The 15,538-nt window shown below is 42.3% G+C and carries 7 protein-coding genes; 5 read left to right on the top strand and 2 right to left on the bottom strand.

The window, feature by feature from the left end; all coding sequences use genetic code 11:
- Nucleotides 1–72 precede the first annotated feature (72 nt).
- The 4 genes from AACZ88_RS07420 to AACZ88_RS07405 all read left to right on the top strand — a co-directional run bounded on the left by AACZ88_RS07420 (nucleotide 73) and on the right by AACZ88_RS07405 (nucleotide 8,307).
- On the top strand, nucleotides 73–2,208 hold the full coding sequence (locus AACZ88_RS07420) for a PQQ-binding-like beta-propeller repeat protein (RefSeq protein ID WP_339708494.1): 2,136 nt from the start codon (nucleotides 73–75) through the stop codon (nucleotides 2,206–2,208).
- Between the two features lie 277 nt (nucleotides 2,209–2,485).
- Nucleotides 2,486–3,880: a TolC family protein gene (locus AACZ88_RS07415; RefSeq protein WP_339708492.1), complete on the top strand. Its 1,395-nt coding sequence runs from the start codon at nucleotides 2,486–2,488 to the stop codon at nucleotides 3,878–3,880.
- A gap of 43 nt (nucleotides 3,881–3,923) precedes the next feature.
- Nucleotides 3,924–5,132 carry an efflux RND transporter periplasmic adaptor subunit gene (locus tag AACZ88_RS07410; protein WP_339708490.1) on the top strand — a complete coding sequence of 403 codons (1,209 nt, stop codon included), beginning with the start codon at nucleotides 3,924–3,926 and terminating at the stop codon, nucleotides 5,130–5,132.
- Nucleotides 5,133–5,139: 7 nt separating this feature from the next.
- Entirely contained in the window at nucleotides 5,140–8,307 is a 3,168-nt protein-coding gene (locus AACZ88_RS07405; RefSeq protein WP_339708488.1) for an efflux RND transporter permease subunit, read from the top strand.
- 39 nt (nucleotides 8,308–8,346) lie between these two features.
- Here the strand turns inward: AACZ88_RS07405 and AACZ88_RS07400 are convergent, their stop codons facing one another.
- Both AACZ88_RS07400 and AACZ88_RS07395 read right to left on the bottom strand, forming a co-directional pair.
- The gene (locus tag AACZ88_RS07400; RefSeq protein ID WP_339708485.1) at nucleotides 8,347–9,744 is read right to left on the bottom strand and encodes a DUF3472 domain-containing protein; all 1,398 of its coding nucleotides are present in this window, start codon (nucleotides 9,742–9,744) and stop codon (nucleotides 8,347–8,349) included.
- A gap of 52 nt (nucleotides 9,745–9,796) precedes the next feature.
- Nucleotides 9,797–13,885, bottom strand: a complete 4,089-nt coding sequence (locus tag AACZ88_RS07395; protein ID WP_339708482.1) for an ATP-binding protein — start codon at nucleotides 13,883–13,885, stop codon at nucleotides 9,797–9,799.
- Between the two features lie 228 nt (nucleotides 13,886–14,113).
- Here AACZ88_RS07395 and AACZ88_RS07390 point away from each other — a divergent pair, with 228 nt between their 5' ends.
- Complete coding sequence (locus AACZ88_RS07390) at nucleotides 14,114–15,478, top strand: Gfo/Idh/MocA family oxidoreductase (protein ID WP_339708479.1); 1,365 nt, start codon at nucleotides 14,114–14,116, stop codon at nucleotides 15,476–15,478.
- Nucleotides 15,479–15,538 lie beyond the last annotated feature (60 nt).

Below are 15,538 nucleotides of genomic sequence, written 5' to 3'. Positions count from 1 at the left end.
ATTATTTGTGTAGCGCAACATAAATAGCGCCATACAACTTTCTAACCAGTGAGTTCTAGACAAAAATCTGATATGAAAATTCAATGTGTTGCCTTGGCTTTATCAGTAATTTTAACTTTAATAGGATGTGATAAGAACGATAAAAAGCAAGGGGAAGCAGACAAGGATTGGCCGGTTTATTTAGGCGGAAACAAAAGTATTCAGTATTCTCCTTTAGATCACATTACCAAGAAAAACGTCACTGAACTCAAAGTGGCATGGGAATTCGCCACCGGCGATGCCGATCCGAATGGAAAAACACAGATCCAATGCAACCCCATAATAATCGACGGCGTACTGTACGGCAGCTCACCCAAACTGAAAATTTTTGCCCTCGATGCGACCACAGGGGAACAAAAATGGATATTCGATCCCAATGCTAAAATCAATTTTGGCATGAACGTCAACCGTGGCGTGACCTATTTTAAGGAAGAGGGCAAAGAGCGTATTTTTTTTACCGCCGGGCCCGAATTGTTCGCCTTGGATGCCAAAACTGGCCTACTGGCCAACGACTTTGGCATTGACGGTAAAGTGTCATTAAAAGAAGGTCTTGGGGAAGATACAAAAGACAGGTACGTAGTTGCTACTACACCGGGGGTGCTGTACAAAAACAAAATCATCTATGGTTCACGGGTTTCCGAAAATGCCGATGCCGCTCCGGGCACCATACAGGCGTTCAATGTGCATACTGGCGCGCTCGAATGGACGTTCAACACGATTCCAAAACCAGAGGAAACTGGCTATAATACTTGGCCGGCAAAAGCTCATCAGAGCACAGGCGGGGCAAATGCTTGGTCGGGTATGAGTCTCGATTTACAACGTGGTATAGTTTACGTTCCTACCGGATCTGCTTCGTTCGATTTTTGGGGCGGAAACAGGCTGGGCGATAATCTTTATGCCAATTGTATACTTGCCCTGAATGCGGATACTGGTGAGCACATCTGGCATTTTCAAACAGTACACCATGATATGTGGGATCGAGATGTACCTGCCCCACCGGCTTTGGTAACTGTTCATCACGGTGCCAAGCGAATAGATGCCGTAGCGCAACATACAAAATCGGGCTTCGTATTTCTGCTCGACCGAGAAAGCGGCACACCTTTATTTCCCGTTGAGGAGCGAGCGGTAGCTCCTTCCGACCTTAAAGGAGAGATGGCTTCACCGACCCAACCCTTTCCTATAAAACCGCCTCCTTTCACACGACAGAAATTCACTAAAGAAGAGATTACCAATCTATCGCCTACGTCCTATGATAGTGTTGCCAAAAGGTTGGCACAGCTACGTACCGGTGAACCATTTATTCCCCCTAGCGAACAAGGTACAATTGTTTTTCCCGGTTTTGATGGCGGCGGCGGATGGGGCGGTGCGGCTTTTGACCCTTCGACCGGGCTTTTGTATGTCAATGCCAAAGAAATTCCGTGTATCATTACCATGGAAGAAACAGGGGCTTCCGAAGAAAAGGAGATTAAGAACCTAGGGGCGTATGTATACCAATCTCGTTGTGTGATGTGCCACGGCAAGCAAATGCAAGGGGACGCATCAGGTGCCTATCCCCCCTTAAAAAATAGTTCCGAAAGACTTTCTATGGAGGAAGCTAATGAAATTATCGATAATGGGCGCGGATTTATGCCCGGGTTCAAACACATTTCCGAAAAGGAAAAAACAGCAGTCGTCAATTACATTTTCGGACTTGAAAACTCGGTCGAAAACCTCCACGAATTCGGAAAAGAGGCCAATGAAAGACTCTCGAAATACAGGCATACCGGCTATAATCGCTTTTATGACCCTGAAGGTTACCCCGCCATAAAACCGCCTTGGGGCACACTTTCTGCGATAGACCTGAACAAGGGTACTTTAGCTTGGCAGGTACCTCTTGGGGAATATGAAGAATTGACTAAAAGAGGCATTCCCAAAACAGGACTAGCAAATTACGGAGGGCCCGTAGTTACTGCAGGCGGACTCATTTTTATCGCATCGACAGTCGATGAGTATTTCAGGGCATTCGATAAAGATACGGGAGAAGAATTATGGAAGTACAAGTTGCCGGCCGCAGGTTATGCTACACCCAGTATTTATGAAATCAAGGGAAAGCAGTATGTGGTCATTGCTTGCGGCGGCGGCAAAGCAGGTACAAAGTCCGGCGACCGCTATTTAGCTTTTGGCCTATAAGCAAATTCTGCAATAGACTGAATTCATGACGATGCAAAGTTATGGATGTGGTACTACTGAGCATCCTTAAAATAAGGAAGAGACCAAAGAGTACCCGCACTATGTATTAAACAATCGGTTTAAGCCCTTACTACAACGGCAGTGCATCGAATCCTGCACTCTTGGTTTTGATAATTATGTTTTTGTTAATACAAAAGTTCCATAAAAAGATTTATTTTAGGAGGGTATCGATATTCGATCTACCTATTAAACCAACAAACTCCACTTGAGTACCAAAATGAAAATCGAACCAAAGGGAACAAAAAGGGCACTTCTATTAATTGGTTCCGGCATGGTCTTGCTTTTTTATAGTTGTTCACCCCGTTTTTCAAATATAGCATTACCTATAAAAGAGGTACAAGAATTCTCGTTTAGCGGGGCAAGTGCTCTCGAAGATAGGTGGTGGACATCCTTTGAAGATGAAGACCTCAATCAATTGATCGACAGCGCATTGCAATCAAACTTTGATTTGGCAGCGACTTGGCAGCAATTTGTTGCTGCAAAAGCCATTGTTAGTAGAGCGGCCTCGAACAAATGGCCCCAAATTGAGGCTTCGGCACAAACGGCGGTAAATTTTCCTGAAAACGATTTTACCGGAGGAGAAAATACGCAACTGGGCCTATCGGCCACTTATGAGCTTGATTTGTGGGGCAGGATACGAACGGCGGTCCAAGCCGAAAAGTTTAGGGCCGAAGCAAGTCTGTTCGATTATCGTACCGCCGCAATATCACTGACAGCAGAAATCGCCACGACTTGGTATCAGCTGCAGGCAGCAAAAAAACAATTGAAAATTACAGAAACTCAAATTACGACCAACGAAGATATTATTAAACTGATACGCTCGCGTTTTGTCGGGGGCCAAATCAGGGCAGTTGATATTCTGCGACAGGCCCAACTATTGGAAAGCACTAAAGAGCAACAAATTATTTTTAGCACCAATGTACGTCTATTAGAAAATCAGTTGGCTGTGCTTCTAGGAAATCAGCCACAAACAGATATGGAGTTCACGGCTGTCGATTTACCCCAATTACAGTCGCTTCCTGAAACCGGACTCCCATTGGAATTGGTGCGGCGTAGACCTGACGTGCAACAGTCGTATGCACTTTTACTTGCAGCCGACCGTGATATGGCGGCAGCTGTACGAAGCAAATACCCTCGAATTTCAGTGTCAGGTAGGGGTCAACTGCGGGCCAATAACTTTGCCAACCTTTTTGAAAACTGGGCCTATTCCATAGCCGGTAATATTCTTGCCCCCTTATTTTATGGCAAACAGTTGAGTGCAGAGGTTGACAGATCCGAAGCCGTAAAACAACAAAGATTATACGAGTACGGACAAGCCACACTGGAAGCCTTTCAAGATGTCGAAAACGGACTTGTACGTGACATGATGCAAAAAGAACGATTGGAAAATATTGCGCGCCAATTAGAACTCTCGGAAAAAAGTAACAAGCAATTGCGGGTAGAATTCTTGAACGGTTTCAGCCCCTATTTAGATGTACTCCTTGGCCTAGACCAAGAACAACAGTTACGACGTGATTATGTGGCGGCACAATCACAGCAAATTCAAATACGCATTGGGCTGTACCGGGCTTTGGCAGGAGGATTCGATACAGGCAGAAATATTGATTATTAAGATTTAAAAATGTGTTTCTGGATACAAAAAGTAAAATAGCACTATGAGCAATAAAAAAATAGTAGGAATCTGTTTGGCCATTCTTATAGCCGGATTAGCCATTACCATACTCATTTTTTCAACCGAACCGGAAGCAAAAACGGAAGGTGCCAGCATTGAAACAGCCATGTTGGTAGATGTGATTTCCGCACAGCAAGGTACTTACGAGCCTATTATTGTGGCAACGGGCACGGTACAACCCGTTGAAGACGTTACTTTAAGCCCTCTAGTTTCCGGGCAGGTTATCCGAAGGGATGCGGCCTTTACCCCTGGTGGTTTTGTCAAAAAAAACCAAGTGCTCTTGCAAATAGACCCCTCGGACTATCGAAATACCTTAGAACTTAGAAAAAGTGAATTACTGCAATCGCAGAGCACATTGGATACTGAAATGGGAAGGCAAAAAATAGCAGAACAAGACTTAAACCTGATTGCCGATGATTCCCTTTTTGGTACGAATCCACTTTCCGAAGAAGAGCGCCAACTTGTTTTAAGAAAACCGCAGCTCAATGCGGTCAAAGCAACCATTGGTGGTGCCAAGGCCTCAGTAGACCAGGCCAAACTTAACCTATCGCGCACGACCATACGCGCTCCTTTTGACGCCCATATTTTAAGCCAAAATGTAACGAAAGGTTCTCAGGTCTCCCAAGGTGATAATTTGGGGCGTATTGTGGGCACCGATTATTATTGGGTAATGGCAACCGTGCCCGTATCAAAATTGCAGTGGTTAAGTTTCCCGAAAAGTGATTCTGAAAAGGGATCTCCTGTGCGTATAACGAATTCCACGGCGTGGTCTACCGATGCCTATAGAGAAGGGTATTTAGACAAGCAAATCGGTGCGCTTGATAATCAGACCCGTTTGGCTCGGGTGTTGGTAAAGGTTGCCGACCCACTGGCCAATAAAACAAGTCATGAAAAAATGCCTTCCCTAATGATAGGCACCTTTGTAGAGGTGAATATACAAGCCAATCCCGTAGCCGACGTCGTGCGCCTTAGTAGAGACTACATTCGAAGTAATGAAACCGTTTGGGTAATGAAAGATGGTAAATTGGAAATCCGGAAAGTCGATATCGTATTGAACGATGATGTGTACGCCTATATACGTAAGGGATTGGTTGATGGTGAAAAAGTAGTCATTACCGATTTAAGCACCGTAAGTAATGGTATTGGGCTACGAACCGAATCAACTACGCCAAAAAATGAAATGAAGCAATAGGAAGAGCATGAGCGAAATAGAAGAAAAAGGAAATCCCAGAAAAGAGGGTGCCATAGGCTACATGGCGCGAAACTCCATTGCTACCAATTTGCTCATGTTGGTTTTGCTCGGAGGGGGTATCTTTACCATGTTCAAGATTCAGAAAGAAGTATTTCCAGAATTTCAGCTCGATTTTGTGGAAGTTTCAGTGGCCTACCCCGGGGCCTCCCCGGCCGAAGTAGAGCAAGGTATTCTACAGCCAGTTGAAGAGGCCGTTCGAGCCGTTCAGGGCATTAAGGAAATAGTTTCCGAAGCTAGCGAGGGTTCTGCAGAGGTAAGCATTGAACTGGTTGCGGGCACTGAACGAATGAAAGCCTTTCAAGATATCGATCAGGCTATCAATCGCATTCGCACCTTTCCCGATGACATTGAACAACCTGAGGTAAGCCTACAATCACGACAAAGAGACGTTTTGCAAATAGGCCTCTATGGGAAAGCTGATGTTTGGACCCTCCGCCAGCTTGCCGAACGCCTTCGAAATATATTGCTTAGCAATCCCAAGATTACGCAAGTAGAATTGGGCAATGTACCCGATTATGAGACGCGCATCGAAATTCCGCGGCGAAATCTTCAAAAATACAATCTGACCCTGGGTGAAGTGGCCGATATTATCGAACAGAGCAGCAATGACGTGCCTGCGGGTGCCGTTCAGACACAAAGCGGTGAAATTCTCCTACGTATGCAAGAGCGAAAACAATGGGCCGAAGAATTTGGCAATATTACCGTTGTATCTTCCGAATCGGGTGCAAAAGTTGCCCTAAAAGATATTGCAACCGTGACCGATGGTTTTGAGGAAATTGGATTTCACGGACAGTTCAACCAAGAAAATTACGTTGAACTCCGTATTTTCCGAATTGGAAATCAGTCACCTTTAGAAATTGCCGATGCCGTAGAAAGCATCATGAAAGATTTTCAACTGCCTTCTGATGTTCACTATCGTACCGATAGCAATCGTGCGGCCGATTATCGTGAGCGGCTTTCGCTTCTTACTGAAAATGGAATACTCGCCATAGTCATCGTTCTGATCATTTTGACACTTTTCTTGGAATATCGTTTGGCCTTTTGGGTGATGATGGGCATGACCGTTTCATTTATTGGCGGAATAATCTTATTGCCCTTAATCGGCATTAGCGTCAACATGATTTCCATGTTTGGCTTTTTAGTGGTCCTGGGTATTGTGGTCGATGACGCCATCGTGGTCGGTGAAAATGTATATGAATACCGTCAAAAAGGCCTATCCCCTATGGAAGCCGCCATTGCCGGTACAAAGGATGTTTCTTTCCCTGTTATTTTCAGTATTGTCACTACCATTATCGCCTTTGTTCCGTTACTTTTTATGCCTGGGGAAACCGGAAAGTTCTGGCAACCATTGCCCGCAGTAGTAATCGTTATTCTGGCAGTTTCACTACTCGAAGCCCTATTCATTCTACCTTCCCATTTAGGTCATCTTAAAAAAGAAAAAAACAAAAGCAAATGGGTACTTAAACTAGAGGGCTGGCAACGTTCTTTTGCCAACAGTTTCGATCGATTTGTTGACAATAGGTACCGCCCTTTTCTAGACCTTTGCTTACAATACAGATATATAACCCTCAGTGCCGCCATAACTCTTTTGCTAATTGTTGGGGGCTTTGGTCTTAGCGGCCATATGGGAATGATAATGATGCCCGAAGTAGCTGCAGATGAAATTGAGGCAGGGGTTCGTTTGCCCGTGGGTACGACCCCTGACCAAGCGGCCAAAGTAGCACATGCTATTTCTAGTTCGACACAGCGTATGTTTGAAGAACACAATCTTTATGAAGTAGCAGAAGGAATAAAGACCAACGTACGCGGACAGAATTTTATTGATGTAGAAATCGTCATGTTGCCCCCTGACCAACACGATGTTAGCGCCGCCGAAGTTATTGCGTTATGGAGAGATAACATCGGCGATATTGAAGGGGTAGACCAGATTACCTTCGAAGCCGAACGGGGTCCGGGTGGGGCCCGACAAGACATCAGTATAGATCTTAGCCATTCCGATATCGATGTATTGGCAAGGGCTAGTGCCGCTTTTGTGGAACGAATGAACGCCTTCTCAAATACCCGTGATGTTACCGATAACTACAATAAAGGGAAGGCACAGTATGATTTTAAATTATTACCGCAAGGAAGAAATTTAGGATTGACCTCAAATGAGGTAGGCCAGCAGGTTCGTGACGGTTTTTTTGGTGCTTTGGCAATGCGGCAATTAAGGGGCATGAATGAAATAGAGGTACGGGTTAAATTACCTATGGAAGAACGGAAAGACATCAACAATCTGGAGAATTTCTTAATACGCACGCCCAGTGGCATTGAGGTACCATTAATGGATGTCGTAGAAGTAGAACAGCGGGAAGCCTTTAGCAGCATCAACCGTAGGGACGGCCGACGGGTTGTCAATGTTGGTATGGATGTAGAACCCGCCAATACCGTCAATCGTGTTATAACTTCAGTTCAAGAAGAAGTACTCCCGCAATTAAGGGCAGATTTCCCAGGGATTACATGGACTTTTGAGGGCAGTCAAGCCGATATGCGCGAAAGTACGAATACCCTGAGGTCGGGCTTTACCATAGCCATGCTTTTAATATATACCTTACTTGCCATAGCTTTTAGCAGCTATACCCAACCCCTCATTGTTATGACCGCCATACCTTTCGGAATTGTTGGGGCCGTAATAGGTCATATTCTGTTAGGGTACGACCTCTCTTTGGTTAGTTTAATGGGAGTAATCGCATTATCAGGTGTCGTCGTTAACGATTCGTTGATCATGATAGACTATGCCAATAAACGCAGAAGGGAAGGCGAACCCATTTACAAATCGATTCACGAAGCAGGACTGCGAAGATTCCGCCCGATAATGTTGACTACCATGACTACGTTCGGTGGTCTAGCCCCAATCATATTGGAAACATCGAGCCAAGCGTTCTATTTAATCCCCATGGCGATTTCATTAGGGTTCGGAATAGTATTCGCTACGGCGATCATACTGGTCATCGTACCCTGTCTTTATCTAGTTTTGGAAGATATGAGGCTTCTGGCTACAAAGGGAGAAACGGTAAAACAAGTCGATGTTTCCGATGCTATGGAAACGGAAAAGATCGTTCTCACTGATAAATGAGGCTTGTAATGCTTTTGTAATTTCATCAAGGCCTTCTGGTTACAAACGCGGTTTCTCCAAGTCGGAAAAATCGATTTCCGGAGCAATTCCATTGGCGGTTCTCTCATGAAAGGTATCCATTGTGGTTTTTTCATCAAAAAAACCACAGTTTTTCATAAAAAATTTATTGTCGACAGCACCTCCCGCATAATCTTCCCTTGACCCTTTTCTAGCAGTGGCATCTGCCGTAAACTTCGCCTTGGTAAGCTCATGCCATTGACCCTTGGTATCATAAATCCATTGATTGGTATACTCGCCCATTCTTGATAGATGGCCCATCTCGGTTCTAAAATTCTCTAAAAAAGAATGCGGCCTAACCAAATATGTTTTTGTATGCGGTCTTCGGAAACTGGCGATTAAATTCCATTTTTCGGTATCTGGGTCAAAAAAATATGCGGTATAATCCGTTGAGTTATTCACAGATGGTGCTCCTTTCAATAAAAACTTATAGGTATTTCCAGCTTTCCAATTAAACACTTTATAGCTCTGCCCTCCGGAACCTTCATTACCAAACTCCCCTGTAGTTACCCCTTCCCCTTTGCCTAATAAAATTATCCTGTACTCCTCGGGAATACTTTTAGGGTCTTGGGTCTCATACGGGCTCCATACCGAAAAGAGCACTCTTCGTTCCGTCTCAGAATTAACTTGCATACCGAAATAACCTTCCCCAAAACCATTGGCCATATAATAAGAACCTACAACATCTTCGTTCTCGGGTACGGTGATTTCATTATAAAACCACACTATATCGGTATGCTCTGGAGCAGTATAGGTCAAATGGACCGATGGCCCCCTTCTGCCCCAATAAAAATCTTCCTTTACATAGGTAAGTTCCCCACTTGCCGCCGGGCCGCCAATCAAGACTTCATTGACTTCCGCAAAACTACTCCCCGTCTTTTCTAAACCTTGTAGTTCAAGAAAATGATATCCCGTATCGGTAATATCAAAGACACCGACCTCTACCGGTTCATAATCGACATTGGACACCTCGACTACTTTGCTTTCTCCGTTCAAAGTAACCTTAAGTTTAGTGGTTCCGGAAGTTACTTTAAGGTTTAACCCGACATTCAATGAGCCTGTTCGCCCAACTTTAAAATAGGTTCGAATCACAGTATTCGAATCTTCCCATTTGCTTATACCCGACTCGGAAATGAGCTCTTGGTTGTCTTCTACCTTATCAACAACCCAACTATTGCCACGAGTTGTTATCGCTTCGGTAAAATTCAATTTCTTCTGGTTCCCATCTTCAGCAACCGTTTTTCTAGAGATGGTCTGACATGAGGCAAGCAACAACAAAAGAATAATGGTAAATACATTCCTACCTCCCAACGTGCCCGATGTACCGCTATTTGCCAACTTTTTCCAATCATTTAAATCAATATCCGCTATTCTTATCATTTTAATTATTATGGTCAATATTATTAACTTTCTTATCTAGGGAATTCAAACCTTATGAATTTGATATTTTATCACTATTGCCTTTTCCCTTTAGTTTTCCAGGGTTCTTGCCAAACTCTTTTTTAAAACATTTTGAAAAATATTTAGGATCATTAAAACCTACTAAAAAAGCGGCTTCCGAAACCGAATAATTACACTCCGCTATTAAAATGGCTGCTTTTTTAAGACGCATTGTTCTTACGAATTCTACAATTTTCTTACCGGTCAAGGCCTGAAATTTTCTGTAAATGGCAGAATAGCTCATATTCAAATCTGCAGACAAATCTTCTAACTTAAAATCAGGGTCGCTCATTTGATTCTCGACCAATTCCACCAGTTTTTCAAGAAAAACCTCATCTTGCGATTTACCAGATCCGCTCTTTGGAGCGGTAATCAAATCATTCTTGTATTTTAGAATAATGCGATCACTTCGAGTGATGATATTGTTTACCTTCAAGACCAGCTCGTTTATATTAAAAGGTTTGCCAATATATTCGACGGCTCCGCTGCGTAAACCCAATAATTTATTTTTCGAAGTTTTCTTGGCGGTAAGCAAAATTATGGGAATATGTGTGGTAAGTTCATTTTTTTGAAGCTTAGTGCTCATTTCAATACCGTCCATTTTTGGCATCATTATATCACTGATAATCAAATCAGGGTTATGTTCAAGGGCCAAAGCATAACCTTCTTCACCATTTTCGGCCAATAGCACATTGTAATAGTCGCTAAAAATATCTTTTAAAGATATTTGTAGTTCGTAGTTATCCTCAACCACTAAAATAGTCTTCGTCAGTTTCGCACGCCCTTTCGCATTATTTTCCGGCATCAAATCGTTACCAACGTCAGCAACATCAATAATGGTCTCTTTGACTGTTAAGTCAACTTCCGAACTTTTCCGGTTGTTTTTGTCAAGAGGCAGACTAAAACTAAAGCAAGAACCTTTTACCGGGTCTGATTTCACATCAATTTTACCGTGATGTAAATCAACCAATTCTTTGGTCAATGCCAATCCAATCCCGGTTCCTACTTTTTGCTTGCCCGCATCGGACTGGTAGAACAACTGAAAAATGTTTTGCAGTTCATCTCTGGGAATTCCTGGACCGGAATCGGTTATTGAAATTTTCACATGTCTTTCCCAATCTTCGACGATGACATCTAAAATTATTGCCCCCCCTTTGGGCGTAAACTTAAATGCATTCGACAATAGATTAAACAAAATATGCTCTATCTTGTCTTTATCGTACCATAATTTAATCTCACCGCTCGGGTAACTGCAATTAAAACTGATACCCTTAAACGTCGCTTGTTCATTGAACGAACCGGTAATTTCTTTCAAGTCTGCGATAAGATTATTTTCGGCAGGTCGCAAGACCAGCCTCTCAAGTTCTTTATCGCGAAGCGATGTAAGTTCGAAAACGATTCTAGATAATCGATTGGCATTGTTTGATATTAATCGAAGTCGCTGCTGTAAAATAACATTGCCACTCTTTCGGGCCCGATCCAGCATGTTTTCCAAGGGAATCAGGATCAAAGTCAAAGGAGTTTGTATTTCATGTGACATCTTGGCAAAGAAATCCATTTTTAATGCATAGAGCTCTCTTTCGTGTTTATGCTGCAATTCATCGGCCACCACTCTATTGCGAAGTCTTATCCAAACAGCAATACCATACAGCAGCCCCACGAACAATAAAGCATAAAAGAACTTTGCCAATGGTGTTTTCCATAAAGTGGGCAATATTGTAATTGCTATCGATTTCTGGGCGATGTCCCATTCCCCGTTATTGGAACTGGCCTTTACCTCAAAAACATAATTTCCCGGAGGTATGTTGGTATAGGCCGCTAAACGTTCCTTTTCCGAATCAATCCAATTGTTATTAAATCCTCTGAGTCTGTAAGCGTAGTTATAGTTGGAAAAAAGAACATTGTCAATCGCCAGAAACCGAAAGGAAAAGGAAGATTGGTCATGATTCAATTGCAACTCCTCTATTTTTTCAACACCTTCTTTAATTTGATCCGGAATAACCGAAATAGCTGGTTGATTTAAAATATCAATATCTTCGACAAATAACTTTGCTACTGTTTTCTCCTTTTTTACTTGATTCGGTTTAAAGTAGTTGACTCCATTTAACCCACCAAAATAGAAAGAGCCGTCAGAACCTTTATGTGCGCTTCTTTGCATAAAGGAGTCATCTTGAAGTTCATCACTTTTTTGAAACACCCTTGAAGTCGCATCCCTCAAATTCAAATGCCAGATACCATTGGTAGACCCCAACCATAAATTATCCCTATTTTCCAACAATACAGATCGAAAGACGGTATTGTCATAGACCCCATTGATTTTTATATGTTCAAACTTTTGATCTGCTATATCGAATTTTGTCAAATCTCCATTTACGGTAACCAACCATAAGCCCTCAGAATCACTTGTAGCCATTGACCAGATGTCATAATTTTTATTGGAAATCAAACGATCCTCTACGTGCCCGAACCTAGTAAAACTAGATTTTGAGAGGTCTTTAAAATTTTCGTTGAATCGAAATAACCCACCTCCGTTGTAGGCCAACCAGACGGTTCCGGAAGTATCTTCGACCACACTCTGAGAAATTAAGCCCAACAATCCGGCTGATCCATTTTCAAAATAGGCCAACAACGTATCTTTATCGGAAAAAAGATATACCCCTAGATCTGTGGTTACCCATAACCTTTGCCTTGAATCCTTAAAAATAAAGCGAACGTCTAGCGCCACAATATTTTTGGAGTTTTGTAATGAGACTTTAGAAAATTCAGTATTCCCGGAATTTCCCACCCACAACCCATTCTTGTATGTAGCTACCCATACATTACCTTTGGCATCTTCATTGATCGAGTGAATGTAAAATCCTTTGTTATCCGGTGAATTTTCAAAAAACTGATCTTCCCTTCCTTCATGCGTCACCTTGGTAATACCGTTTCCGTCAGTTCCTATCCATAATGTACCATCTTTTCCCCTATAAGAAGATAATACCCGAGCTGGCCGGTCTTGAATAGAACCAGAATGATAATTTATCTGATGGTTCCTATTTCTTAGAATGTTGATATCGCCATAATTGGTGAGCACCCATAAATTATTCTTTAAATCTTCATTTATGCCGATTATGGTATTCGTGCTCAATGAAAACTCATTTAAATCGTTGTGCTTATATATCGTAAGGCTCCCAGAATCGGGATCGATTTTATAAAGTCCATTACCATCGGTTCCCAACCAAATAAATCCATGTATATCGCAATACATAGTAGTAAACAATTCATTCAATTGATCTCTCCATTTCGCATTTATGATTTCATCTTGAACAAAAGATTCTTTGGTAAAATCGTAAATAACGATGTCATGGTCAACATATGAAGAACCGATCCAAAGTCTATTCTTCTTATCCAAAAGCAATAAGTTGTTATCTGCCAAAGTATAATCGTAAGGCAGATCGAGTGTTTCCAACCGTCTCGTTTCCAAATAATAAATGAAGAGGGGCCCTTTGTAAGTACTTATCACAAGCTGATCTGATTTTCTAACAACTAGTGAATTGATCTTATTTAGGCCGAAAGCATCTACGGGAACAGTAGTAATACTATCGAGAATACCTTGGTCGTGGTCATACGAATAGACAGATCCTTTTTTGGTGGCCATCCAAATATTTCCATCGTCTTCATATACCGTATTGACCTCGTGAAGTTTCTGAAAATCTATAATCGAATCATCGATGGACAAGAATGTTCCGTTTTTATGCAAATAAGATAGTTGACCGTTCAACGACAAGGCCCAAATCACTCCCTTCGTATCCCGAAACACCTTTTTTACTTCGTCTGAGGTTGTATCGTTTTTAAAAATCAGATCTTTTGAGATGAACTCATAATTATAACCGTCGTATTTAGATATTCCTTCAGCATGTGCCAACCAAACAAAACCAAGACTGTCTTGTACGGTGTGGGTAACTTTAATGTTATGATTATTCAGTTTAAAAGGAAGGTGGATGAAATTGGAAGGTTGCTGACCAAATAAATAGGTACACAGAAAGAGCGCCAACAAAAGCACCCCATATATTCTCTTCCTTTTCAATTCTTTGTTCAATAAGTAGAATTAGCCGGGCAAGCCCCTTTTATTATACCAGCTAACAAATGTACCCATAATTGGCAGCAACCAAAAGGAGGTATTTTCTTCAAAAAGGTGGAAAAAAACTTCATAAGGCTCGAACATCCGAAAATTTACCCCTAGAACGCAAAAAAAAGCACCCCTAAACAATTAACACAATCTTAATATTTGCTCAACATTCAACACATCATTATTATTTAGCAAAATATGAATCAAAGAAGAAGTTTTATTAAGAAAACGACAATGACCGGTGCCGGCATTGCCTTATTGCCAAACCTCACCTTGGGAAATGGTTTAAGTAAGGGCTCCCAAAAATTAAGAGTTGGCGTAATTGGTGTTGGACTTAGGGGAACAAACCATTTGAACAATCTACTAAAAAGGGAAGATGTTGTTGTCATTGCCATCTGTGATATAGATCCGAACCGAATTCAAATCGCCCAAGACCATATTCAAAAAGCCGGTCAAAAAAAGGCGAAGACTTTTGGGAAAAACGAACATGACTACAAAAACCTATTGGCCTTGACCGAAATAGATGCTGTTGTCATCGCCACCCCGTGGTTGTGGCATACCAAAATGGCAGTAGACGCTATGAAAGCCGGAAAATATACTGGTTTGGAAGTATCAGCTGCCAATACCCTTGAAGAATGTTGGGATCTCGTAAACACCCATGAAGAAACCGGTAGCCACTTAATGATACTTGAAAACGTGAACTACAGACGTGACGTTCTTGCCGTTTTAAATATGGTGAAACAGAATGTTTTCGGAGAGCTCTTGCACTTTAGATGCGGTTACCAACATGATCTACGAGGTGTAAAGTTCAATGATGGTAAAACGGCATACGGAAAGGGCGCTGAATTCGGGACCAAAGGAATTTCTGAATCGGCATGGAGAACCCAACACTCTTTATTACGAAATGCAGACGTTTATCCCACCCATGGTTTGGGGCCTGTCGCCGTTATGGCCGATATCAATAGGGGAAATCGTTTTCTATCCCTTACTTCACATGCTACAAAAGGCGTCGGTCTGCATAAATATATTGTAGATACCGCTGGGGAGAGCCACCCCAACGCCAAAATCAAATTCAAACAGGGTGACATCATCACTTCCACCATTGAAACTTCCAATGGAGAAACGATTATCGTAACACACAATGTAAACAACCCCCATCCGTATTCCTTAGGGTTTAAAGTTCAAGGTGCGCAGGGTCTTACCGATTTTGATTACCACACCCAACGCATACACATAGAAGGCACAACCGAAGGGCATGGCTGGGAAAACATGGACACATGGATCGAAAAGTACGACCACCCATTATGGAAAAAATATGGTAGCAGTGCAACAGAAGCAGGCCACGGAGGAATAGATTTTTACGTAATGAATGCGTTTATAGAATCTGCGAAAGAAAATATAGCACCTCCCATGGATGCCTATGATGCGGCGGCATGGAGTGCAGTCACCCCGCTCTCTGAACTGTCTATTGAAAACAACGGCGAGCCTCAAGATTTTCCCGATTTCACCAGAGGCACTTGGATAAAGAGAAAACCGTATAACTGGATAAAGGATACCTATTAAGCTTGTCTTCTAAAAAACTTTGAGTTGTCTAAGTTAGTTTGTTTTACAAAAACCCATTTC

The organism is uncultured Kriegella sp. (assembly GCF_963975415.1).
In the GTDB taxonomy this organism is placed as follows: Bacteria; Bacteroidota; Bacteroidia; order Flavobacteriales; family Flavobacteriaceae; genus Kriegella.
This window is presented reverse-complemented; position numbering and strand designations above follow the sequence as displayed.